The organism is Enterovirga rhinocerotis (assembly GCF_004363955.1).
GTDB classification, from domain to species: domain Bacteria; phylum Pseudomonadota; class Alphaproteobacteria; order Rhizobiales; family Beijerinckiaceae; genus Enterovirga; species Enterovirga rhinocerotis.
In genome coordinates this window covers 21,753-44,346 of record NZ_SNZR01000011.1, presented here as the reverse complement: position 1 = coordinate 44,346, position 22,594 = coordinate 21,753, and the positions used below count along the sequence as shown (strand labels likewise).

Below are 22,594 nucleotides of genomic sequence, written 5' to 3'. Positions count from 1 at the left end.
ATCTGACGATGACCTACGAATTGTCCGCCGATGTCGGCGGCACCTTCACCGACCTTGTGCTGCGGTCCGACGGCGCGCAGATCGACATCTTCAAGGCGTCGACCACGCCGGCCAACATCGCCGACGGGATCCTGAATGGGATCGCGGGGATCGCGAAATCCCTCGATCTCGACACCGCGACATTCCTCGGGCGATGCGACAGCTTCGCCGTCGGCACGACCATCGCGACGAACGCCATCCTCGAGGGCAAGCAGGCCAAGACGGGTCTTCTGTGCACGGACGGGTTCCGGGACACTCTTCTGATCCGCGAAGGCGGAAAGGCCGATTCCTACGATTTCTACGTCGACTATCCGCCGCCCTACATTCCGCGCCGTCTGACGCTGGGCGTGAGGGAACGCGTCAACGCCGAGGGAGGGGTCGAGATCGCCCTCGACGAGGCCGATGCGCGCCGCGCCATTCGGCGCCTGAAGGAATACGGCGTTGAAGCCGTCGCCGTCTCGCTGCTCTGGTCGATCGTCAACCCGGACCACGAGTTGCGGATCGGTGCCCTGATCGAAGAGGAGATGCCGGGCGTCCCGTACAGCCTCGGCCATCAGGTCAATCCGTCGATCCGCGAGTATCGCCGCACGTCGGCCGTCGCGATCGATGCCTCTCTCAAGCCTCTGGTGCAGAAGCGCATCGGCGAGATCAGCGAGCGCCTCGCGGCGTCCGGCTTCAAGGGCGTCCTGACGTTCATCGCATCGAGTGGCGGGAGGACCTCCCCCGCCGAGATCGTCTCGCGGCCCATCTCGTTGTGCCTGTCGGGCCCCTCGGCTGCGCCGCAGGCCGGTTGCCGCCTGAGCCGCCAGGAAGGCGTCACCAAGGGCAACGTCCTGACCACCGACATGGGCGGTACGAGCTTCGAGGTGAGCGTCAGCGTCGACTGGAAGACGCCCATGCACCGCGAGGGCATGATCGGCGACCACATGTTCGGCATCCCGTCCGTCGAGGTGAAGACGATCGGGGCCGGCGGCGGATCGATCGCAAGGGTCGATGCCGGGGGCTTCATCCATGTCGGCCCTGAAAGCGCGGGCGCGATGCCGGGACCGGCGTGCTACGGCCGTGGCGGAACCCGGCCGACGGTGACGGACGCCAATCTCGTACGCGGGCTCCTCCTGCCGGGCCATTTCGCCGGCGGCCAGATCGAGCTCGACGTCGGCGCGGCGGAGCGCGCGATCGCCGAGCATGTCGCGACGCCCCTGGGGCTCGGCCTCATGGAGGCGGCGGAACTCGTCTGCCTTGTCGCCGAACAGAACATGATCGCGGCCATTCAGGACATCACGATCCGCCGCGGCGTCGACCCGCGTCAGTTCGTCCTCGTTTCGGGAGGCGCCGCCGGCGGCCTGCATGCCGGGACCATCGCCCGCGAACTCGGCATCGCTCAGGTGCTCATCCCTCGTGCGGCCGGTGTCCTCAGCGCCTACGGGATCATGACCGGCGAGATCAAGATGGGCTTCGCTCGCTCGCTGTTCACGAGTTCGGAGCGGTTCGACTACGAGGGCGTGAACACCATCCTGGCCGGCCTGCGGCAGGAGGGCGTCGCCTTCCTTGACCGGATGGCGGTCGAACCGAGCAAGCGCGTGCTCCGCTACAGCGTGGAAGCGCGCTATGCGGGACAGGTCTGGCAGATTTCGCTCGCGTTCGAGAAGGACCGGATCGAGCCGGCCGATCTTCCCGGTCTCGTGGAGAGCTTCCACCAACTGCACGAGACCTTCTACGCGGTCCGCTCGCCCGGCGAACGCGTCGAATTCACCGAATGGTCGCTTGACGCAGTCGGCACCGCCTCCGAAGGCGGCCTCGAAAGCGCCTCCCTGTCGGCTGCGGATGCCTCGGGCGCCCTTCTGACCACCAGCCGGGCCTGGCTGAAGGATGCCGGCGGAGAGATCGACCTTCCCGTCTATGACGGATCGCGCCTGCGGCCCGGAAACGTGATCGAGGGGCCGGCGCTGGTGCAGGAGATCGTCACGGCGAACTTCATCCCGTTCGGAGCCCAAGGACGCGTCACCGAGCAGCGCGGCCTGATGCTCACGCTGCCGATCGACGAAGCGAAGCGGCTCGCGGCATGAGCGCGGTGGCGGCCACCGGCAGCGCGCCCGTGGCGCGGAGCACCTTCATCCGCTCGCCATTCCGCGCGAGCGGATGGCAGGTGGTGCTCCGCGGCTATATCGGCCTCTTTCTGGTCTTCCTGTATGGCCCACTCGTCGTTCTGTTTGTCCTGTCTTTCAACGATTCCGACACGATCGGCCTGCCCTTCCGCGGTTTCACGCTGCGCTGGTACACGGGCCTCGTCCACCAGCGCGACATCCTCCTCGCGCTCGGGAACAGCATCCTGCTCGGCGTCGCTGTCGCGGTGCTGTCCTGCCTGCTCGCGCTCACGATGGCGCTCGGCTTCCGGGCGACGTTCTCGGGCAAGCCACTCCTGCTGCAGATCATCCTCCTGCCGGTGATCATCCCGGGGGTCGTCGGCGGCATCATGCTGCTGATCTTCCTGGGCTACCTCGGATTTCCCTTCGGCCTGTTCACCAGCATCCTGGTCGCCCAGGCGACATACGTCATGCCCTTCGCGTTCCTGACCCTCTATCCGCGCATTCAGGGCTTCGACAAAAGCCTCGAGGAGGCCGCGCAGGATCTCGGCGCGGAAGGGCTGGTCCTGTTCCGGCGCATCGTCCTGCCGATCATCATGCCGGGTATTCTGGCGACGACGATCTTCTGCTTCACGCTTTCTTTCGACGAGTTCATCCGCAGCGTCTTCGTCGTCGGCCAGGACGCCACGATGCCGCTGCTGCTCTGGAGCGTCATCACCCAGAACGCCGAGCCGTACATTCCCGCAGTCGGCGTTCTCAACATCGCGGTCTCCGCGGTCACTTCCATCATCGGTTTTGCCCTGGCTGCTCGGGCGGCCCGTCAACCTCGTTGATCCCTTCTTCGTGCCACACAGGAGATCGCTCGTGACCCAAGATTCTTTGAACAGGCGTCAGATCCTCGCGGCTGGCGGCCTGGGCGCCGCGGCTGCCGCCGGGCTGCCGGTCTCGGCACTTGCCGCCCCGAAGCGTCTCGACGTCCTGATCCTCGCCAGCGTGATGCAGGATCCGGTCGGCCCGATGGTCGAGCGGCTCTCCAACGTCACTCTCAACAACGGCCCCTACCTGTCATCGGCCGACGTCATCGCCCGCATCAATGCTCCCGGAGGACCGCGCCACGCCCTCTATTGCGGCGTGACCGAAATCCTGCGCCAGCCCGTGATGGGGGCCGCGTCGGGCGACGAGAAGGCCTTCCCCATCGATCCCGCCAAGATGCCGAACCTTGCCGACCTCTCGGATCTCGTCAAAAGCGACGTGATCGAGCGCGACGGCAAGACCTTCATCATTCCGCTCTTCTGGGGCTTCGATACGGTCATCTACAACAAGGCAGAGGTTAAGCTGCCTGAAGAGGAGACCAACACCTTCGGCCTCCTTTACGACGATCGGTTCGCAGGGCGCATCGCCTGGCTCGACCAGCCCTATTACTCGCTTTACGCGGCCGCCCTCTATCTCGGCCATTCCGCCCCGGAGAAGGCGACCCGCGCCGAGATCGGCGAATTCGCCAAGTTCATGATCTCGAAGAAGAAGAACGTCAGGGCCCTCTGGCAGACCCAGGCTCAGGCGATCAACCTGATGGGCAGCGGCGAATGCGTCATCAGCAGCGGTCAGATTCCGATCCGGGTCACTCTCAACAGGCGTGGCATGGACATCGCCACCGGCTGGCCGAAGGAGGGCGTGATCGTCTGGACGGAAGGCTACTTCATGCCGAAGAACGTCAGGGATCCGGCTGCCGCGCAGGCTGTCCTGAATGCAGTGCTCGATCCGGAGGTGGGAGCCGCGCTCACACGGCTCAGCGGCTACCCGACCGCGTCGGCAAAGGGCGCCGCTCTCCTGACCCCCGAGGAGCGCCGGCAGGCGGGCTTCGACATCAAGGAGCGGGGCTTGAAGATCACCGGCTACCGCTTCCCGTCCGACCTGTCCGAATGGGTCGAAGCGTGGAACCGGGTCAAGAGCGCCTGACGCGCGCGACCGACAGGATGGACCATCACCGATGACGACGCTCGCTCCCGCGCAGCCACCTTCGGACGATTCCGCGGCCGGGACGGCGATGGTCGACATCCGCCGGCTCGAGAAGCGCTTCGGAAGCGCCGTCGCGCTGCATCCGACCGATCTCGTCGTCCGGCAGGGAGAGTTTTTCTCCCTGCTCGGACCGAGCGGCTGCGGCAAGACGACCCTGCTGCGGATGATCGGCGGCTTCGAGCAGCCGACCTCCGGCGACATCGTGATCGCCGGCGAGAGCGTGGTGCATCTGTCTCCGGCCAAGCGCAGGACGAACATGGTGTTTCAGCACCTCGCCCTGTTCCCGCACATGTCCATTCGCGAGAACATCGCCTTCGGGCTCGAGATGAAGCGCGTGCCGGCCGCGACCGTTCGCAGCAAGGTCGACGACGCGCTCGCGATGGTGCGCATGGAGAGCTTCGCGGACCGTCCGGTCGAGGCGCTGAGCGGCGGCCAGAAGCAGCGCATCGCGATCGCCCGGGCGCTCGTGAACGAACCCGCCGTTCTCCTCCTCGACGAGCCCCTGAGCGCACTCGACCTTCAGTTGCGCATCCAGATGCAGTCCGAGCTGAGGCGGATCCAGCGTTCGACCCGGAGCACCTTCATCTTCGTCACCCATGACCAGGAGGAGGCGATGACGATGTCGGACCGCATCGCGGTGCTGCAGGCCGGTCACATCGTCCAGATGGGGACACCGCGGCAGATCTATCACCGGCCGGAGAGCCGGTTCGTGGCCGAATTCATCGGCCATTCCAACTTTCTGCCCGGTACGGTCACTGGGCTCGGGGTCGGGGGCGAGGTTCGGCTGGAGCATCGCGGCGTGAGCTACGACGCCATCAGCCATCGGCCGCTCTCGCTCGGCGACGAGGTGAGCGTCGCGCTTCGATACGAAGCGATCTCGGTCCTGCCCGGCACGGATACCCGCGGCCTTCCCGCGACGCTGGAACTCGCGACCTTCGCAGGCCCGACGATCCGTCTCGATCTGCGGCTGGAAAACGACGTGTCGATCAAGGCCGAGACACCGGCGTCGAACGAGCCGCCGGATCTTTCGCCGGGCGCCCGATTCCGGGTCGACTGGGCGCCGACCACCGCGCTGGTGGTTGGCGAATAGGGCCGGCCCGGGCTCGTCCCGGCACTGCCATCGTCGAAGACCGCCGGTTTGCGGATCCGAGGCATTTCATGACGCTCCGCCGACGACGATCGGCGCGAGAGGTCTCACTCCGGCTAGGCCGGCTTGTTCGTCCAGGCGGTCGTTCGCAATGCTCAGCACCATCCGGGTCGTCGATCTCACGTCAGCCGTCGTCGGTCCCTACGCGACCCAGATCCTCGCCGATGCGGGGGCTGACGTGATCAAGGTCGAGAGCAAGGGCGGGGACGTCATGCGCTGGATCGCCGGGCCCTCGCCGACGCCGGGGATGCCGGGGAAATTCCTCCACATGAACCGCAACAAGCGGAGCATCGCGCTGGACCTCAAGCACCCCGAGGGCCGCGCGGCACTGCTCGACGTCATCGCGAGCGCTGACGTCGTTCTGCAGAACATGCGTCCGGCCGCGATCCGCCGCCTCGGTCTCACCCCGCAGGACATCGCCGCGGTGAACCCCAAGGCCGTGACGTGCAGCGTCGTCGGCTTCTCGCAGAAGGGTCCCTGGCGCGATCGGCCTGCCTACGATTCGGTGCTGCAGGGTGCGAGCGGGCTCGCCTCGCTGATGGCGAAGCGCTCCGGAGGAGAGCCCGCCTACGTCCCCTTCGTCGTCATCGACCGGATGGCAGCCACGATGGTCGCGACCCAGATCATGATGGCGCTCTTCGACCGTGAGCGGACGGGGACGGTCCGGCATCTCGAGATCCCGATGTACGAGAGCTTCGTCGCTCTGCTCTTGAGCGAGCACATGTACGGCCGGACCTTCATGCCCGCTCTCGGCGACGCCGGAGACCTGAGGCTCCTCGACCCGAATGCGGCTCCGGTCGCGACGAGCGACGGTTACATCTGCATCACGACGAACACCGATGCGCAGGTCTTGGCGCTTTTCGACGCCATGGGGCGCCCGGAGCTCAAGGAAGACAGCCGTTTCAACACGGGGCCGGCCCGCATCCATCACATCACCGAGTTCTTTTCCCTGCGCGCCCGGGAGCTCGCGCGGCGGCCGACCGCCTACTGGCTGGAGGCGCTCTCGAAGATGGACGTGCCGGCCATGGAATTGCGGTCCGTCGAGAACCTTCTGGACGAGGACTACCTCTACGAGGTCGGCCTCCTCACCGAGACGGAGCACCCGAGCGAAGGGCCGATGTGGAGCATCGGCTGTCCAAGCACCATCAGCGGACACGATGGCGCGGTGCGCCGACACGCACCGCAGATCGGGGAGCATACGCGCGAGATCCTGCGCGAGGCGGGGTGTGACGGGCGTCGGCTCGAGGCCCTCTTCGCCGCGCGAGCGGCCTTTGAACCCACGGCAACCGGACACTCGCAAGCGGACGGGCGTCGCGAAACGACGGCGTGATCCTCCACCGGGTCTCCGGCGGGTCGACGCGAGAACGAGGTATCAGACCATGCAATACGACGTCAGGATCGGCGATCACGGCCTGCGCTACGATCCCTTCAAGGCCCTGGTCGGGCCGCGCCCGATCGGGTGGATCACGACGCTCGACGCGATGGGCCGTCTCAACTGCTCGCCCTATTCGTATTTCACCATCCTGTCGGACCGCCCGCACATGGTGGGCTTTTCGGCGGCGGGCGACAAGGATTCCCGGGCTTTCGCGGAAGAGACCGGCGAGTTCACCTGCTCCTTCTCGTGTTTCGGTCAGCGCAACGAGATGAACCAGACAGCGACGCCGCTGGCCCGCGGCGAAAGCGAATTCGACTTCGCCGCCATCGAGGCGGAGCCGTCCCGCTTCGTGAAGCCGCCCCGCGTCAAGGGGGCACCCGCCGCGCTCGAATGCAAATGGGTCCAATCCATCCCGATGGTCGGCGTCGACGGCCAGACGCGCTACGCCCTCGTGATCGGCCAAGTCGTCGGGATCTATATCGACGACGCCTTCATCGAAGACGGCATCGTCGATACGGGCGGCATGCAACCCGTGATGCGGGCCGGCTACGATGAGTATTTCGTCGTCGGCCCCGAACAGATGTTCAAGATGGATTTCCCACCGGGTGTGCGCACCCATCGCGACAAGTGAGGGAAGCCCTCCGGCGATAGGCTCTCGGGTGTCGAGAGCACGTGGTCATCCGAGCCGGCGGACATCGACTGCCCGGCGATCAGCGAGGCTGAGCTTCGACGAGAGGGTTCCGCCCGGTGCTTGCGAGCGCGCGCTGCGGAATAGCGTCGTCCGGCTGGGGATCGGCTACAACCTTCACCGGCCGCACACGAGCTTAGGCGGCCTAACCCCGAACGAGTTCGCAACCCGGTCCAGACAGGACCAGGTCGGGTGCAGAAGGGCAGCTATCCTGCATTCGCCACGCGATAGCTGTCCGTCCAGAGACGGCCCCAATCCGGTCATGCTCGAGCAGAAGCGAAGCGGGCGATGGCGTATGATCCGCGGTTGTGACGAAGGGCTATAGCCCTCTCACACCGCCCCCTCTCACACATAGTCCGAGCGGAAACCGCCAGACCGTTTTCGCTTACAGAACTGGCCGATGCTCACGGAAGGCAGCGGCGAGCGTGCGCAGGGCCTCGCGGGATCTGGAATCAGTGAGGGTGGAAAACATCACGACCTCGGTGGAAGGCAGCGACGGCAGACCGAAGCGCCGGCTGACCTCGACGGTACCGGGAGGCGCCAGTCGACAGGAGAAGGCCGAGATGGCGAGGCCCGCCGAGACTGCTGCCGTCACCATCGATGATGTGCCGCCAAGAAAGACTTCCGTCCACGCGATGGCAGCCGAGTCCAACGCGCGGGCGGCGATGTCGCGCACGCCGCAGGCGGGCGAGAGCGCCGCCAGCCGCAACGGCTCACCCTGACGATGTTCGAAGTGCGGGGCGGCGAACCAACCGAAATGCTCAGGCCCCAGCACCTCGCCATCGCGTCGGTCGTCTTCCCGCCGGATGATGGCCGCATCGAGTTCGCCGCGATCGAAAGCGTCCAGCAGCACCCGTGAATTGTCCATCCGCACTTCGATGGTCAGACCGGGATCGTGGGCGTTGAGTCGAGCGAGAAGCGTTGGGACCTCAGGTCCTGCGACGTGGGCCGCGATGCCCAAGCCGAAGCGGCGGCGCGGGGATGACAAGCCAGCCAAGGCACGATCGTGAGCCGCGAGGAATTCGCGGGCGGGCGCAAGAAACACCGCACCTTGAGCCGATAGCCTCACCGAGCGGGGAGTCCGTTCGAGAAGCCGCTGGCCAAGCCTGTCTTCCAGCCGTTTGAGCTTGACGCTGATGGCTCCCTGCGTGCTCCCGAGCGCCTCAGCGGCGCGGGTGAAGCTCTGCAGATCGGCGATGGTAACGAACACCTGCACGGCGTCGACATCCAGCGTGGTCATTCAACGATCCAGAATTGCCGTCTATAAAGCACCCAATCATTCCATTCACTTATGGTCAAATTCTGCCACACGGCGACCGATTACTGAGAAGCCTGTCGCGCGAGATCGACCCGCGGTGCCAACTGATCGATCCCTAAGGCACCCGTTGCCGCGCCAGCCATCGTGTCGGTGTTACCCCGAGCTCTGCCCGGAAAGCGCTTCGCAGCGCATGAGAATCTGGGAAGCCGCAACGGACGGCCACATCATCGAGACCGCGCGCTCCCGCGACAAGAAGTTCCTGTGCCCGGGCGAGCCGCGCGCGCTTCAGCCATTCTCCGAGGCTCCCTCCGGTGCGTGAGCGGATATGGCGCGTGAGAGTGCGGCGGCTCATGCCAGCGCGTTCCGCCAGATCGTCCAGTGCCGGCGTCGAGAACGGGTTTGTGCGCAGCGCTTCCAGCATCTCCGTCACGCGGCGATCAGCCGATGCGCCGATGGCTGGTCTGTCGATCAATTGTGGTTGCCCACCCATCCGCTGAGGTGCCACGACGAGATGGCGCGCAACGCGATTGGCTTCGCCGATCCCGGAAATCCGGGCCAGCAGATGCAGGCAGCAATCGAGTCCCGATGCGATTCCGGCCGAGGTCAGCACCTGTCCCTCGTCGATGAAGAGCGCGCCCGCATCGACCGTAACCTTTGGATACCGCTCCGCAAACGTACCGGCGCGTGCCCAATGCGTCGTCGCACGCCGTCCATCGAGCAAACCGGCCTCCGCAAGGCCGAACGCGCCTAGGCAAAGACCGACGACGATCGCGCCGCGCATCTGCGCCGCTCGAAGTTCGTCCATTATGTCGGCGGAGACCGGCTCGTCGACATTCCGCCATCCGGGAAGAATGAGGATGTCTGCGTCACGGGCGGCCTCGAGCGGACGCGATGTTTCGATCGTCAGGCCGCCACTGGCGGCGAACCGGGACACGCTCGAGCACACATCGATCTGATGCTCGCTCGCGATAAAGGGCTCCCCGAACACAGCAAGCGGCGTGGACAGCATGAACGGGCTGATGCCCTCATAGGCGAGAACGGCAAGGCGCATTGGCCCGATCTATACGAACAATGTCCATCGGGCCACTGACGAGTGACTGCTCCCAACCGTAGTGAGAGAGGCAACGCCAAAGGAGCCTCGTCATGACCCGCACCCTTCTCGTGATCGACATCCAGAACGAGTACTTCCCCGGCGGCGCGCTACCGCTTTGGCGGGCCGAGGAGACCGAAGCGCGGATCGTTGCCGCCATCGGCAAGGCCCGGGCGAGCGGCGACAGGATCATTCTGGTACGCCATGTATCGGCGGCGGCCACCGGCCTGTTTGTCGCCGGCAGTCCCGGTGCGGCACTGCGCCCGGCCATCTCCGACGCAGCCGGCGACGCCCCTATCGTGAGCAAGGCCCATGCGGACGCCTTTCAGGATACCGATCTCGCCGATCATCTCGCCGGAACCAGCGAGCTGCTGATCTTTGGCATGATGACCCAGAACTGCGTCGTTTTCACCGCCTTGTCGGGCCTGGCCAATCGATTTCACGTGCAGGTCATCGGTGATCTCTGCACCGCGCCCGTGGAAGTCGTTCATCGGATCGCGCTGAATGCCTTGGCCTCGAAGCTTCGCGTTTCGAGCGCTGACGACGCCTGGAACTGATGGCCCCTGAGTGCATGTCATGGTCGCCTCGGCTGTCGTATGATCTAGAATTGTTGTCTCTGAAATGTTCGATCATCCAATTCAGTTATGATCGAAGCATCGGTAGTTTGCCGCCCTTACGCAGCATGCGGACCGAAGCGGAAATGGCCCCTGTCGTGATGGGGTCCGCCGTTGCGGCTCCGATGCCGAAAGGCCGGACAATGACCCTTGCCGCATCCGTCGCCACCGGCAGCAGAAGCGCCGTCGCGCTCGCCGCCGTTTGCCTGTCCGCGCTGATGTTCGGGCTGGAGATTTCCAGCGTGCCGGCGATCCTGCCGACGCTGGAACACGTGCTGCACGCGAATTTCCGGCAGCTTCAGTGGATCATGAACGCCTACACGATCGGCGTCACGGTGGTGCTGATGGCGACGGGAGCCCTGGCTGACCGCTTCGGGCGCAAATGCGTATTCATCGCCAGCATCGCCGCCTTCGGAGCGGCATCTCTGGCCTGTGGGCTCACGACAAGTGTGCCCGTGCTGATCGGCGCACGCTTCATTCAGGGCCTGAGCGGCGGGGCGATGCTGGTGTGCCAGATCGCCATCCTGTCGCACCAGTTCCGCACCGCCCGCGAGCGAGGCATGGCGTTCGGCTGGTGGGGCATCATCTCCGGTGTGGGTCTGGGCTTCGGTCCGCTCATCGGCGGCGCCATCGTCGCGCTGTGGAACTGGGAGTGGGTGTTCCTTGTCCATGCGGGACTCAGCATCGTGACGGTGCTGCTGGCGGCCGGCGGCGTGCGGGAATCGCGTGACCCGGAGGCGACCCGTCTCGATCTTGCCGGCATCGCCACGCTGTCGATCGCAGTGTTCTGTCTGGCCTTCTTCATCACTCAAGGACCCGCTCTCGGTTTCTCCAGTCCGATGGCGCTTTCGATCCTAGGCGTGGCGGTTGCGAGCTTCGTCGCCTTTCTCATTGCGGAACAACTCACTTTCAGGCCGATGGTCGATTTCTCGGTGTTCCGCATCCGCGCCTTTTCCGGGGCGGTCATCGGCTCGGCGGCAATGAACATCAGCTTCTGGCCGTTCATGATCTATCTGCCGATCTGGTTCCAGGCAGGCCTCGGCTATGACAGCGTCGCGGCGGGCATGGGCCTGCTCGCCTACACGCTGCCGGCGCTGGTCGTGCCGCCGCTGGCCGAGCGTCTGCTGCTGCGCTATCAGCCCCGCCTCGTCATTCCGGCCGGGCTGTCCGTCATCGGGCTCGGCTTCATCCTGATGAAGCTTGGCAGCGGCGCCGAAAATGCAAACTGGCTGACTATGCTGCCGGGCTGCGTTCTGGCAGGGGTCGGGCTGGGGCTGACCAACACGCCGGTGACCAATACGACGACCGGCGCCGTGCCACCCGCGCGCTCCGGCATGGCGTCGGGAATCGACATGAGCGCGCGCATGATCTCGCTCGCCGTCAACATCCCGATCATGGGGTTCATCCTGGTCGAAGGCGTGCTGTCTTCACTCAAGGCAAGCCTGCCATTCGGCACGGACGCGTCGGCCCTCCGTGCGCTCGCGGAAAAAATCGCCGCCGGAACGATGGTCTCATCCGGCCAAGGCGTTCCAGATGCCATCGTTCATCAAGCCCTCGCAGACGGATTCGGCGGGGTTATGCTTTACGGCGGCATCAGTGTCTGGCTGCTCGCAGCAGCCAGCTTCATGGTGTTCCGCGGCGGGCAGAGGTGATGACGTGTCGCTGTAGCAGACGGGTTAAGGACGCAGGACGCCCGTAAGCACGACGCCCCCTGTGCCCGACGGGCGCAAGCCTTGCTCGAAAGCCCCGGCCACAGCGCCCTTCGCCCCGCAACGATCGAAGGGTTTGCACGCCGCGCACGGGAAGGATGCGGGTCAGCCCGTCGAATGCGTCGGTCAGTTGCAACTCGATTTTGGACTGGGATTGTTTCTGCTGAGCGAGCGTCAGATGGCGCGGATGTCGCCGTTCTTCCCGTTGGCTCACGGCGGCCCCGAGGGCTTGCGCTCAAGGGATGCGGTAGAAGGGGTTCGGCAGGAGGAATGCGCGCTCGGCATGCCCACCCTCGAGGTCGGACGGCTGATCCCCTACATTGGCGATGATGCGATACCCGGCCGCCTCGATCGCGGCGCGGAGCGGGGCCTTGTAGGCTGCGGCCTTGGGGAAGTGAGCGCCGACGGGGACCATGTCGAGCCTGACGTAATCGTCATATCCGGCCGCCTTGAGATTGCGTTCGGTCGCTGCCCGCTGCGTCTCGTCTCGGCCGGTGATGAAGAAGACGGCTGCGCCCTGCGTTCGGGCGAAGCGATAGAGGCTCAGCGTTGCCGGTATGGCGGGGCTGCGCGCCAACAGATCCCAGCTTACCCAGCCGCAAGGACCTTCCGGAAGCTTCTCGCAAGGTCCGCCGAATACCCGCCCGAAATCGTCGGCCTGAATGACCTCCCAGTTCGAGAGCGCGGTGTCGTCGATGTCGAAGACGACGGCCGGCCGGTCGACCTGGCGAGCGCGCTCGCCGATCCAGGCCTGCGCCTCGGCGGCAACGCCGGCCAATGCCGTCTGATAGCGGCCCGACTGGTAATACTCGGTGGCCGCCCGTTTCGCGTCTCCGACATTCGGCGGCTCATCCTTCGTGCCGGCGAAGGGCACCGGCTGCGCGAGCGCCGCGCAGCCGCAAAGCAGCCAGAGCGCCGCTGCCGACGAAAGGGACCACTTGGATCGGGCCATCGCATTGCCGCCTGGTGGGACTGCCGGGCGCAGTGTGGCGCAGCCGTCCGAGAAGTCGAGTCGCCCGTCCGGCCGGCCGGCGAACCTTCAGCCAGATTTCGCAGATCGCCCGGCTTGCACGCGAGAGAGGCCGCGCCCCTTACGCCGGAGCCTTGCCCCTCTCGCCCATCGTCAGGAGGTAGAGCGTCGGCAGGAAGACGAGCGTCAACAGCGTCGCGACCAGCAACCCGCCCATGATCGCGAACGCCATCGGCCCCCAGAACACGGTCGGCGCGATCGGGATCATGCCCAGCACCGTCGAGACGGCGGTGAGCATGATGGGCGTGAAGCGGGCGCAGGATGCGCTCAGCACCGCCTCGCGCGCGCTCTTGCCCGCCGCCCGCTCCGCCTCGATCTGCCCGATCAGGATGACCGCGTTCTTGATGATCATGCCGAGCAGCGCCAGCACGCCGAGGATGGCGACGAAGCCCAGCGGCCGGCCGGAGACCAGCAGCGCCAGCACCACGCCGATCAGCCCGAGCGGCGCGACGCTGAGCACCAGGAAGGTCAGCGAGAAGCGCCGGAGCTGGAACATCAGCACCGTGAACATGATCAGCAGCATGACCGGCACCACCGCCATGACGGAGGCGAGGGACGAGGCTCCCTCCTCGACCGTCCCGCCGACCTCGATGCGGTAGCCCTCCGGCAACGTGGCGGACAGCGCCGCGATTTTGGGCGCGAGTTGCTGGACGACGGTCTCGGGCAGCGTGCCCTCCGTCACGTCGGACTGCACGGTGAGGCTCGGCAGGCGGCCGCGACGCCAGACCATGGGGTAGGTCTGCGCGTAGTCGAAGGCCGCGAACTGGCTGAGCGGCACGCTGCGGCCGTTCGGCAGAGGGACCTGCAGGGTCCGCAGCGTGTCGAGCGAGACGCGCTGCTCGTCGGCGGCACGCAGCACGACGTTCACCAGATGGATGCCGTCGCGAACCTGCGTGACCGGCGCGCCGGTCACGACCGTGTTCAGCACGGAGGCGATCGCCTCCGAGGACAGGCCGAGCAGCCGGGCCTGGTCCTGGTCCACACGCACGCGGATTTCGCGCGCCGGCTCGATCCAGTCGTAATTGACGGTCCTGACCAGCGGATCCGCCGCGATGACCTCCGCCAGCCTGAAGGCGATGTCGCGCACCTGCCCGGTCTCGGGTCCCGTCACCCGGTATTGGACCGGCCAGCCCACCGGCGGGCCGAGTTCGAGCGGCGAGACCCTGCTGACGATTTCGGGGAAATCGTCGGCCAACACTCTGGCGAGCTTCGCCCGCAGGCGCTCGCGCGCCGCGACATCCTTGGCGACGACGACGGCCTGGCCGAAGAAGTCGTTCGGGAGTTGGGCGTTGAGCGGCAGGTAGAAGCGGATCGCGCCGCGCCCGACATAGCCGCTCCAGCGCGCGACGTCCGGATCGCCCTTCAAGGCGGCATCCAGCCGGAGCACGGCGCTCTCCGTCGCATGAATCGAGGCGTTCTGCGGCAGTTGCAGATCCACCATCAGCTCGGGGCGGTCGGAAGACGGAAAGAACTGGCGCGGGATCAGCGGCAGGGCCAGGACGGCGGCGACGAACAGCACCAGCGTGACCGCCACCGTCGCCCAGCTCGCGGTCAGCGCGGCGGACAGGAACCGGGAATAGAGCTTGACCACGCGCCCCGGCTCGCCGCGGGTCTTGGGCGGCTTCAGCACCACGAGCCCGACCAGCGGAGCGAAAACGACGGCGACGAGCCAGGAGACGAGCAGCGCAATCGTCACCACTGCGAACAGCGTGAAGGTGTATTCGCCCGCCGAACTCGCCGCGAAGCCGATCGGCACGAATCCGGCGATCGTCACCAGCGTGCCCGCGAGCATGGCGAAAGCATAGGTCTTGTAGGCGTAGACGGCGGCGACTTCCTTCGACTCGCCCGCCGCGAGGCGGCCGAGCGTGGCATCCGTCGTGGTCATGGCGTCGTCGACCATCAGCGCCAGGGCGATGATCAGCGCGCCGAGCGAGATGCGCTGCATGTCGATGCCGGCGAGCCACATGACGGCGAACACCCCGGCCAGGGTGAGCGGAATGGTGAGCGCCACCATCAGCCCCGCGCGCACGCCGAGCGCGACGAAGCTGACGACGAGGATGATCGCGATGGCCTGCCAGAGCGAGACCATGAATTCGGCGATGGCGGTCCGCACGGTCACCGCCTGGTCGGCGACGAGATGCGGCTCGATCCCGACCGGCAGATCCGCGGTGATCGCCCGCATCGCCCGGTCGACATTGCGGCCGAGCGCGAGAATGTCGCCGCCTTCGCGCATGGCGATGGCAAGGCCGATGGCGGGCTCGCCGTTGACCCGGAAAAGGGGGGCGGGCGGGTCGACGAGGCCACGCCGCACGGTCGCGATGTCGGACAGCCGGAGCATGCGTCCGTCGACCGCGAAGTTGAGCCCCGCAATGTCCTGCTCGGAACCGAAGGAGCCGGTCACCCGGATGGCGAGCTTCTCCTGCCCGGTCTGGATCGTGCCGGCGGGTTGCACCACGTTCTGGGCGCGGAGCGCCGCAACCAGAACGCCGCGGTTGATGCCGAGGCTCGCCAGAGCCTGCATCGAGAACTCGACGAAGACCTGTTCGTTCTGCTCGCCCAGCAGTTCGATCTTGGCGACGTCGGGGACGTTCAGAAGCCGGGAACGCGCGCCTTCGACATAGTCGCGCAGTTCGCGATGGGTGAAACCGTCGGCGGTGAAGCCGTAGATCAGGCCGAAGGTATCGCCGAACTCGTCGTTGAAGCCGGGGCCGACCACGCCCTGCGGCAGGGTATGGCGCATGTCTCCGACACTCTTGCGCACATGATACCAGGTATCGGTCACCTGACGGGCGCTGGCGTCTCCCTTGAGGCTGACGAAGATCGTCGTGACTCCGGAGCGGGTGTAGCTGCGCACGGTGTCGAGATGCGGCGTCTCCTGCAGCGTGCGCTCGAGCCGCTCGGTGACCTGCTGCAACGTGTCCTCGACGCTGGCGCCGGGCCATGCGGCCTGGATCACCATGGTCTTGATGATGAAGGACGGATCCTCGGCGCGGCCGAGCCGCGTATAGGCATAGGCCCCGGCGGCGATCACCACGAGCATGAGGTAGATGACCAGCGAGCGCTGGCGGACCGCCCATTCGGAGAGATTGAAGCGCATCACGACCCGGCCCCCAGCAGGCGGACCTTCTGGCCTGGATGCAGCGCCTGCACGCCGGCGGAAACCACGACATCGCCGACCGCCAGGCCGCTGGCCACGGCGACCGCGGCCTGGCTGAAGCTCTCCACCTCGATATTCCGCAGCGAGACCGTGCTCGTCTCGCGATCGAGCACCCAGACCGCCGGCTGGCCGTTGGCCGCGGTGAGGGCCGAGGCGGGGATCTCGATCGCCGCAATGCCGTCCAGCCGCACCTGTCCGGTCACCGTGGAGCCGAGCCGCAACGTATCCGGCGGATTGTCGAGGCCGACGCGCACACGGAAGGTTCTCGTGACGGGATCGGCCTGCGGCGCGACCTCCCGAACGCGGCCCGTCGCGGTGACGCCCGCATCCCCGCTGAGCGCGATGGTGATGACCGCGCTGGCCGGAGCGGCCCGCAGGATCTGCTCCGGCACGTCGAAGACCGCGTCCCGCCCCCCTTCGCGGGCGATCTGGACGATCATCTGACCCGCCTGCACCACCTCTCCGGGCTCGGCGCCGCGCGCGGTCACCATGCCGGCGGCGTCGACCACGAGCTCGGTATGGTTCGCATTGTCCTCGGCGATCCTGACCTGCGCCTCCGCATTGTCCACCGCCGAGCGCGCCGCCTGCAGCCCGGAGCGGGCGACGTCATGATTGGCACGGCTGGTGAAGCCGCTGGCGAGCAGCCGGTCCTGCCGCTCGAAGGTATTGGTCGCCGTCGCGAGCTGGCTCTCGGCCGCGGCAAGGGCGGCACGCGCGGCCCGGAGCGTGGCGAGCGCGTTCTGCGGGTCGAGCCGCGCCACCACCTGCCCCGCCCGGACCCGGTCGCCCACATTGACCGTCCGTTCGATCATCCGGCCGCCGGTGCGGAAAGCCAGGGACGCCTGATCCTGAGCCTCGACATGGCCGGTGAAACTGACCGACCGGCCTGTCTTGGCCTTCTCGACGGTGACGACTCGAACCGGCCGCGGCGCGGGAGACTGCGCTTCCTCCTGCGAGCCGCAGCCCGCCAGCAGCAGGCCGGCTCCCAGAACGCATGCGCTTGCCAGCAGCTTGACCGTCATCACACGTCCCCATCTCTCGCCCAGCCGAGCGGGGGCGCGGCTATGCGCTCCCCGCTCGGGATGCGTCGTCGTCAACCGGTCCCGCCCCCGATCGCGATGGTGAGATCGCGGCGAGTGTATGACAGGGCCAGCACCCATGCGCCCGCTGTCGCCAGAACGCCAACCCCGAAAACATGGCCAGGGTCGCGCCAGGCCAGCAACAGGACGGCCCCCGGCAGGGCAATGCCGATGGCGAGGTCCTGAAAGGCCGAGTAGCCGCCGATCGCGCGGCCATGGAGGTCGGCGGGAAAGCGCTGCAGAACGGCCATGCCAAGGATCGGGAAGACCAGCGAATAGCCGAGCCCCGTCGCGAAGGCTCCGATCAGTTGGAGAGCCGCACCGTCAGCGGTCAGGAGAAGGATCTGCCCGCAGAGTTCGGCGCCGAGGGACAGCAGCAGCAGCGACGCCCCGACGGAGCGGCCGCGCCAGCGCCAAGCGCCCGCACGGGCGCACAGATAGCCGAGCACGAGCGCACCGAAGGCCGGCCAGGGCATCCGCCAGTGCTCGGCCGCCACGGATGGCATGAGGAGAAGAACGGAGCCGGCCACCGGCACGGTGGCCAGGGCGAGGATCATGCCGGGTTGCGAGATCCGCCCGAGCACGTCGAGAATGGCGATCCTCGCCGCGCTCGGAGGCCTGTCCGGCACCGCGATGCCGGCTGCCAGGGCCATGGCGAGAAGGGGCACGATCACGACGGCGGCCGGAACGGCGAGAGGGCCGAGCCCGTCCTCGATGCGCATGCCGGCCAGAACGCCCAGGATCAGGCCGAGATGCATCGCGGCGCCCTGCAAGGCCAGCACCTGCCAGGATCGCCCGGGCCCGAGCGTGACCAGCGCCCCCGCGAGGGTGCCGACCAGCACCAAGCTTTCCGCCAGCCCCAGAAGAATTCGCGCGGCCAGCAGCAGGGCGACCAGGGCCGCCGGCGCGTTCACCGGCCGCAACTCGACCGCCAGATAGAGCAGCGCGGCGACCGTCGCGGCGGAGAGGCCGGCGAGCATGGTCCGGCGCGCGCCGGCGCGGTCGCAGAACGTGCCGGCGCGGTGCCGGCTGGCGATCGTGACGAGCGACTGGATCCCGATGACCGTCAGCACCATGGCGGGGCCGAAGCCCATGGCCAGGACATCCGGCGCGAGCGTGCCGAGCGGCAGGCCCAGATCGAAGAAGCCGAGAAAGGTTAGGGCGACGAACTTGGCAAGGAGGATCGCGGAGGCGCGGTCCAGGCGCTGTGGCGACCCCGTCATTCAGAAGCTGCCGACCAGCGAGCCGAGGAGGAGGACGACGAGCAGGGCGAGCAGGGCGCCGACGATGGCCACCATGACGATGTCGCGATAGCTCTCCCTCGCCGTGACGCCGCAGACCGAGAGCAGCGTCACCACCGCGCCGCTATGCGGCAGGCTGTCGAGGGTGCCCGCGCTCATCACCGCGACCCGGTGCAGCAGGGCCGGATCGATCCCGAGTTCCTGCGCGCGTGCGAGATAGGTGCCGCCGAGCGCGTCGAGCGCGATCGTCAGCCCGCCGGATGCCGATCCGGTCAGGGCCGCCAGGATGTTGGTGGCGACGGCGAGCGAGACCAGCGGCCCTCCACCGATCGAGAGCACCCAGTCGCGGACCAGCCCGAAGGCGGGCAGCGCCGCGACCACGGCGCCGAAGCCGACGAGGCTCGCCACGCTGAAGATCGGCAGGACCGATGCGCTGGCGCCGGAATCCAGCGTGTCGCGCAGGAACGGCAGGCGCCGCCAGTTGATCGCGACCGTCGCCACGATCGCGACGATCAGCGCCATGGCGACGGACCAGACGCCGCTCACGGCCGACACGGACACGCCGCCCCACTGGTCCTCGGCGAGAAAGCCGAAATCCAGCCGGGGGATGACGAGGAACGACATGGACAGATTGACGACGATCACGAGCAGCAGCGGCAGCGCGGCCAGAAGGATCGTCGGGCGCCCCGAACTCGGATGGCCGCGACCGATCTCCACCGGATCGAACTCCAGCGTGATCACGGCCCGCTCGCGCAAGCCGGGATCGGCGAGGCGCTCACCGGCGGGCACCGTCTCGTTCGTGAAGCCCTCCCCTCGGAGGCGGGCCGCCGCCTCGGCGCGCCCCAACCACCAAAGCCCGAAGGCGAGCATGATCGCCGAGGCGAGGATGCCGAGGCCGGGCGCGGCGAACGGCGTGGTGCCGAAGAACGGCATCGGGATCGCGTTCTGGATGGCCGGCGTGCCGGGCAGGGCCATCATCGTGAAGGTGAACGTGCCGAGGGCGATCGCCGGCGCCATCAGCCGGCGCGGCGTATCGGCCGCGCGGAACAGTGCCTCGGCCATCGGGGCCAGCACGAACAGCGCGACGAAGAGGCTGACGCCGCCATAGGTCACCAGCGCGCCGGCGAGAACGACCGCCAGGATCGCGCGCTCGGCTCCGAGCTTGCGGGTCATGAATTCCGCGATCGCCCCGACCGAGCCGCTGGCCTCCATCAGCTTCCCGAACAAGGCACCGAGCAGGAAGAGCGGGAAGAACTGCCCGATGAAGCTCGCAGCGCTGACCATGAAGATCTGCGTCCAGCTCGCGAGCAGGGGCTGCCCGGACAAGAGCGCGGCGATCAAGGCCCCGACCGGGGCCAGCAGCAGGACGCTCCAGCCACGGTAGGAGAGGAAGACGATCAGCCCCAGGCCGAGAAGGATGCCGGCGAGGCCCATGGATCAGACTCCGTCCAGCAGCACGTCGAGATCGACCGATGAGCGCTTGCCAAGATTGTCGGCGTCAGCCTCCAGGAACGCCTGCGCGGCCTTGCGGCCCTCGTCGCGAAGCATGTGGAGGAAGGCCCGCTCGGCGTTGAGCTTGGACGAGTAGCCGAGGGAGCTCATGATCTCGTTGCGCACGAGGTGGATGCGCATCCGCCCCCAGCGGGCGCCCTCGCTATCGTCGGAATGGGCGAATTTGCGCAGTAGCGCGATCATGCGGAGCTCCTTGAGCGCGGTGGCGTTGAAGGAGACTTCGTTGAGCCGGTTCAGGATCTCGGCGGCGGTGCGCGGCGTCCCGGGCCGCTCGATCGGATTGATCGGAATGAGGATCGTGTCGTCGGAATCGAGTTCGCGCACCAGCGGCGTCAGCGTCGGATTGCCGGAATAGCCGCCGTCCCAATAGCTCTCGCCGTCGATCTCGACTGCCGGAAAGAGTGTCGGCAGGCAGGCCGAGGCCAGCAGCACATCGGCAGAGATCTCCTCGTTGCGGAAGACCCGACCCCTGCCGGTCCTGACATTGGTGGCGGTGACGAAAACGCGGATCGGAGAGGATTTGAGCCGCTCGAAATCGATCGCCTGCTCGAGGATCGGGCGCAGAGGATTGGTCCCGGCGGCGTTGAAATCGTAGGGTGAGAACACGCGCGAGGCCATGTCCATCGCGACGAAGAGCGGCGAGTGGTCGAGCGTCCAGCGGCCGAGCCAGATGTCGAGAGGGCTGCGCTGGAAGGGGCTGTAGCGCGCCGCCTCCGCGACGAGTTCCCAGTAGGCGGCGAGCGCGGCGCGCGCTCCGTCCGCTCCGCCTGCCGCGAAACCGTCGGCCAGCACGGCGGCGTTCATCGCACCCGCAGACGTCCCCGACACGCCCGCGATATGAAGCCAGCTTTCCTCGAGAAGGCGGTCGAGCACGCCCCACGTGAAGGCCCCGTGCGATCCGCCGCCCTGCAGCGCCAAGTCGACGGAGACAGGTGCTCGAGCCATGCGCGCCGCCCTATCGTGATTGTCCCAACCGGACCGATGAGACCGTTGGCCTACTGGCCGGTCGGTGTCAATTTCTATGCTGCATCGCAACAAACTCCGGGCATCGGGGAGAGTGAGGCAGCCCCGATTCAGAACCCGCTCGCGGCCATCGAATCCGTGAGCCCGAAAAGTCGAAGCGGGTCGTCATCGGCGGCCTGAGCCCCTTCACCGGGCCGCCATGCCCCGGCGCTCCCGCAGGCGCGCGAAGGCCGGAACGTCGGCGACGGGCAAGGCGCGGTGATGGACCCGTGTCGGATGCTTTCGCTTCGGGAGCAGGTGATCGAGGTGCCCGCCAACGGGCCGGGTTATCCCCGCTCCGGAGGCCCCGAGCCTTGGCGGAAGCCCTTGACCGGTTCCGGCAACAACTCGTCGACAAACTCAAGGCGCTCCCGCGCAAGGCCGCCGAAAGGAACGTCGGCGGCCTCTGGGAGAGGATCGGTCTCTTGATCGACGCGTTCACCCCAGCCGAATGCGCCAACTACCTCGCCGCTGCAGGATACGATGCAGCGTGAACGGATTCGGCGCTATCCGCCTGATTTCGACGTCAGATCTGCGGTCTTCGCGACGTCCGCCCAGCGCGCGATCTCCTGCTTCAGAAAAGCGGTGAAATCGGTCCGCGACGCCGACGTCATGGGTTCGATCCCGATCGCTGCAAGCTTGGCCTTCACCGACGTGTCGTGAACGGCGGCGTTGAAGGCCTCGAACAGCCTGTCGGCCACAGGAGCCGGCGTGCCGGCCGGCGCCAGGAGCCCGTACCAGTTCACCGCGATCAGGCCGCCAGCTCCCTGTTCGGCCGAGGTGGCAGCATTCGGCATGGCAGGCGAGCGCCTGTCGTTCAGCAAGGCGATCGCGCGCATGCGCCCGTCGGCGACGAACGGCTGCACGACCGGCAGGTCCATGACGATGCCGTTCACGTGGCCCGCCACAACGTCCGTCGCCGCCGGCGCTCCGCCGCGATACGGGACATGCACGAACCTTGTCTTCTCGCTCGACTGGAACAGCTCGATGGCGAGATGCGGCAGCCCGCCGATCCCCGCCGACGCGATACTGACCTCCTTCTGCCGGGACAGATCGACCAGTTCCCTGATGGTGTGGGCCGGAACCGAGGGATGCACGGCCAGCACCTGCGGCGTCATCGCGACCGTGCCGATCCCGACGAACCCGCTGATCGGATCCGGGCCGGAGCCGGCGCCCACGACGGGATTGATCGCCAGCACGCTCGAGCTTCCGAGGATGATCGTGTAGCCGTCGGGGGGCGCTTTCGCGACCGAATCCAGCGCGACCGCGCCGTTCGCGCCCGGACGGTTCAGGACCAGGACGGAGGTTCTCAGCAGCTCTCCGACCTTCGCGCCGACCACCCTCGCGACGACGTCGTTGCCGCCCCCGGGCGTGAAGCCGACGACGATGGTGATCGGCCGGGCCGGAAAGGCCGCCGGCTGCCCCGAGGCGGAGCCCGATCCGATACCCAGCAGCATCAGCCCGATCGTCACGACGCACCCGCGCCTTCCGAACGCTCCCATCCTCCCGGCCCTCTTCGTTGTCGGCGCGCCGGGTGTCTGCGCCCATTGTCG

General features: G+C 67.2%; 17 protein-coding genes and 1 pseudogene. 9 read left to right on the top strand and 9 right to left on the bottom strand.

Annotation, left to right across the window (positions count from 1 at the left end):
- Positions 1-8: 8 nt before the first annotated feature.
- From EV668_RS00770 to EV668_RS00745, 6 genes are all read left to right on the top strand, one after another.
- A complete protein-coding gene (locus tag EV668_RS00770) occupies positions 9-2,105 on the top strand; it encodes a hydantoinase/oxoprolinase family protein (protein WP_133767962.1) in 2,097 nt (698 codons plus the stop codon).
- A complete protein-coding gene (locus tag EV668_RS00765; protein ID WP_133767961.1) occupies positions 2,102-2,956 on the top strand; it encodes an ABC transporter permease in 855 nt (284 codons plus the stop codon). The genes EV668_RS00770 and EV668_RS00765 overlap by 4 nt, the downstream gene beginning before the upstream one ends.
- Before the next feature lie 31 nt (positions 2,957-2,987).
- Positions 2,988-4,079 (top strand): ABC transporter substrate-binding protein, encoded by a 1,092-nt coding sequence (locus tag EV668_RS00760; RefSeq protein ID WP_133767960.1) that lies wholly within the window; start codon positions 2,988-2,990, stop codon positions 4,077-4,079.
- A gap of 31 nt (positions 4,080-4,110) precedes the next feature.
- Positions 4,111-5,229, top strand: a complete 1,119-nt coding sequence (locus EV668_RS00755) for an ABC transporter ATP-binding protein (RefSeq protein WP_208111462.1) — start codon at positions 4,111-4,113, stop codon at positions 5,227-5,229.
- Between the two features lie 148 nt (positions 5,230-5,377).
- Positions 5,378-6,616, top strand: a complete 1,239-nt coding sequence (locus EV668_RS00750; protein WP_133767959.1) for a CaiB/BaiF CoA transferase family protein — start codon at positions 5,378-5,380, stop codon at positions 6,614-6,616.
- Positions 6,617-6,665: 49 nt separating this feature from the next.
- On the top strand, positions 6,666-7,292 hold the full coding sequence (locus tag EV668_RS00745; protein WP_133767958.1) for a flavin reductase family protein: 627 nt from the start codon (positions 6,666-6,668) through the stop codon (positions 7,290-7,292).
- Positions 7,293-7,734: 442 nt separating this feature from the next.
- Here EV668_RS00745 and EV668_RS00735 read toward each other — a convergent pair whose 3' ends face one another.
- Together EV668_RS00735 and EV668_RS00730 are read right to left on the bottom strand one after the other, a co-directional pair.
- The gene (locus EV668_RS00735) at positions 7,735-8,589 is read right to left on the bottom strand and encodes a LysR family transcriptional regulator (RefSeq protein WP_133767957.1); all 855 of its coding nucleotides are present in this window, start codon (positions 8,587-8,589) and stop codon (positions 7,735-7,737) included.
- A gap of 133 nt (positions 8,590-8,722) precedes the next feature.
- Positions 8,723-9,658, bottom strand: coding sequence for a GlxA family transcriptional regulator (locus tag EV668_RS00730; RefSeq protein ID WP_133767956.1), 936 nt, complete (start codon positions 9,656-9,658; stop codon positions 8,723-8,725).
- Positions 9,659-9,750: 92 nt separating this feature from the next.
- Here EV668_RS00730 and EV668_RS00725 point away from each other — a divergent pair, with 92 nt between their 5' ends.
- Both EV668_RS00725 and EV668_RS00720 read left to right on the top strand, forming a co-directional pair.
- Positions 9,751-10,254: a cysteine hydrolase family protein gene (locus tag EV668_RS00725; RefSeq protein ID WP_133767955.1), complete on the top strand. Its 504-nt coding sequence runs from the start codon at positions 9,751-9,753 to the stop codon at positions 10,252-10,254.
- Positions 10,255-10,454: 200 nt separating this feature from the next.
- On the top strand, positions 10,455-11,963 hold the full coding sequence (locus EV668_RS00720) for an MFS transporter (RefSeq protein ID WP_133767954.1): 1,509 nt from the start codon (positions 10,455-10,457) through the stop codon (positions 11,961-11,963).
- A gap of 292 nt (positions 11,964-12,255) precedes the next feature.
- Here EV668_RS00720 and EV668_RS00715 read toward each other — a convergent pair whose 3' ends face one another.
- From EV668_RS00715 to EV668_RS00690, 6 genes are all read right to left on the bottom strand, one after another.
- Complete coding sequence (locus EV668_RS00715) at positions 12,256-12,972, bottom strand: HAD family acid phosphatase (protein WP_133767953.1); 717 nt, start codon at positions 12,970-12,972, stop codon at positions 12,256-12,258.
- A 139-nt stretch (positions 12,973-13,111) separates the two neighbouring features.
- On the bottom strand, positions 13,112-16,147 hold the full coding sequence (locus EV668_RS00710; RefSeq protein ID WP_133769910.1) for an efflux RND transporter permease subunit: 3,036 nt from the start codon (positions 16,145-16,147) through the stop codon (positions 13,112-13,114).
- On the bottom strand, positions 16,147-17,229 hold the full coding sequence (locus tag EV668_RS00705; protein ID WP_133767952.1) for an efflux RND transporter periplasmic adaptor subunit: 1,083 nt from the start codon (positions 17,227-17,229) through the stop codon (positions 16,147-16,149). Before EV668_RS00705 ends, EV668_RS00710 begins: the two co-directional genes overlap by 1 nt.
- Positions 17,230-17,300: 71 nt before the next feature.
- The gene (locus EV668_RS00700; RefSeq protein WP_133767951.1) at positions 17,301-18,509 is read right to left on the bottom strand and encodes a hypothetical protein; all 1,209 of its coding nucleotides are present in this window, start codon (positions 18,507-18,509) and stop codon (positions 17,301-17,303) included.
- Entirely contained in the window at positions 18,510-19,961 is a 1,452-nt protein-coding gene (locus tag EV668_RS00695) for a GntP family permease (RefSeq protein WP_133767950.1), read from the bottom strand. It abuts the gene before it with no gap.
- 3 nt (positions 19,962-19,964) lie between these two features.
- Entirely contained in the window at positions 19,965-20,984 is a 1,020-nt protein-coding gene (locus tag EV668_RS00690; RefSeq protein ID WP_133767949.1) for a patatin-like phospholipase family protein, read from the bottom strand.
- 413 nt (positions 20,985-21,397) lie between these two features.
- Here EV668_RS00690 and EV668_RS00685 point away from each other — a divergent pair.
- Positions 21,398-21,535: pseudogene (locus tag EV668_RS00685) on the top strand (IS630 family transposase); the annotation flags it as partial.
- A 12-nt stretch (positions 21,536-21,547) separates the two neighbouring features.
- On the opposite strand, the gene EV668_RS00680 reads toward EV668_RS00685, so the two are convergent.
- Positions 21,548-22,513, bottom strand: a complete 966-nt coding sequence (locus tag EV668_RS00680; protein ID WP_166652297.1) for a Bug family tripartite tricarboxylate transporter substrate binding protein — start codon at positions 22,511-22,513, stop codon at positions 21,548-21,550.
- Positions 22,514-22,594 lie beyond the last annotated feature (81 nt).

Excerpts from the sequence above, each read along its gene's own strand:
- EV668_RS00770 (WP_133767962.1), top strand. The coding sequence starts at position 9 with ATGACCTACGAATTGTCCGCCGATGTCGGCGGCACCTTCACCGACCTT.
- EV668_RS00765 (WP_133767961.1), top strand. The coding sequence starts at position 2,102 with ATGAGCGCGGTGGCGGCCACCGGCAGCGCGCCCGTGGCGCGGAGCACC.
- EV668_RS00755 (WP_208111462.1), top strand. The coding sequence starts at position 4,111 with ATGACGACGCTCGCTCCCGCGCAGCCACCTTCGGACGATTCCGCGGCC.
- EV668_RS00750 (WP_133767959.1), top strand. The coding sequence starts at position 5,378 with ATGCTCAGCACCATCCGGGTCGTCGATCTCACGTCAGCCGTCGTCGGT.
- EV668_RS00745 (WP_133767958.1), top strand. The coding sequence starts at position 6,666 with ATGCAATACGACGTCAGGATCGGCGATCACGGCCTGCGCTACGATCCC.
- EV668_RS00735 (WP_133767957.1), bottom strand. The coding sequence starts at position 8,589 with ATGACCACGCTGGATGTCGACGCCGTGCAGGTGTTCGTTACCATCGCC.
- EV668_RS00730 (WP_133767956.1), bottom strand. The coding sequence starts at position 9,658 with ATGCGCCTTGCCGTTCTCGCCTATGAGGGCATCAGCCCGTTCATGCTG.
- EV668_RS00725 (WP_133767955.1), top strand. The coding sequence starts at position 9,751 with ATGACCCGCACCCTTCTCGTGATCGACATCCAGAACGAGTACTTCCCC.
- EV668_RS00720 (WP_133767954.1), top strand. The coding sequence starts at position 10,455 with ATGACCCTTGCCGCATCCGTCGCCACCGGCAGCAGAAGCGCCGTCGCG.
- EV668_RS00715 (WP_133767953.1), bottom strand. The coding sequence starts at position 12,972 with ATGGCCCGATCCAAGTGGTCCCTTTCGTCGGCAGCGGCGCTCTGGCTG.
- EV668_RS00710 (WP_133769910.1), bottom strand. The coding sequence starts at position 16,147 with ATGCGCTTCAATCTCTCCGAATGGGCGGTCCGCCAGCGCTCGCTGGTC.
- EV668_RS00705 (WP_133767952.1), bottom strand. The coding sequence starts at position 17,229 with ATGACGGTCAAGCTGCTGGCAAGCGCATGCGTTCTGGGAGCCGGCCTG.
- EV668_RS00700 (WP_133767951.1), bottom strand. The coding sequence starts at position 18,509 with ATGACGGGGTCGCCACAGCGCCTGGACCGCGCCTCCGCGATCCTCCTT.
- EV668_RS00695 (WP_133767950.1), bottom strand. The coding sequence starts at position 19,961 with ATGGGCCTCGCCGGCATCCTTCTCGGCCTGGGGCTGATCGTCTTCCTC.
- EV668_RS00690 (WP_133767949.1), bottom strand. The coding sequence starts at position 20,984 with ATGGCTCGAGCACCTGTCTCCGTCGACTTGGCGCTGCAGGGCGGCGGA.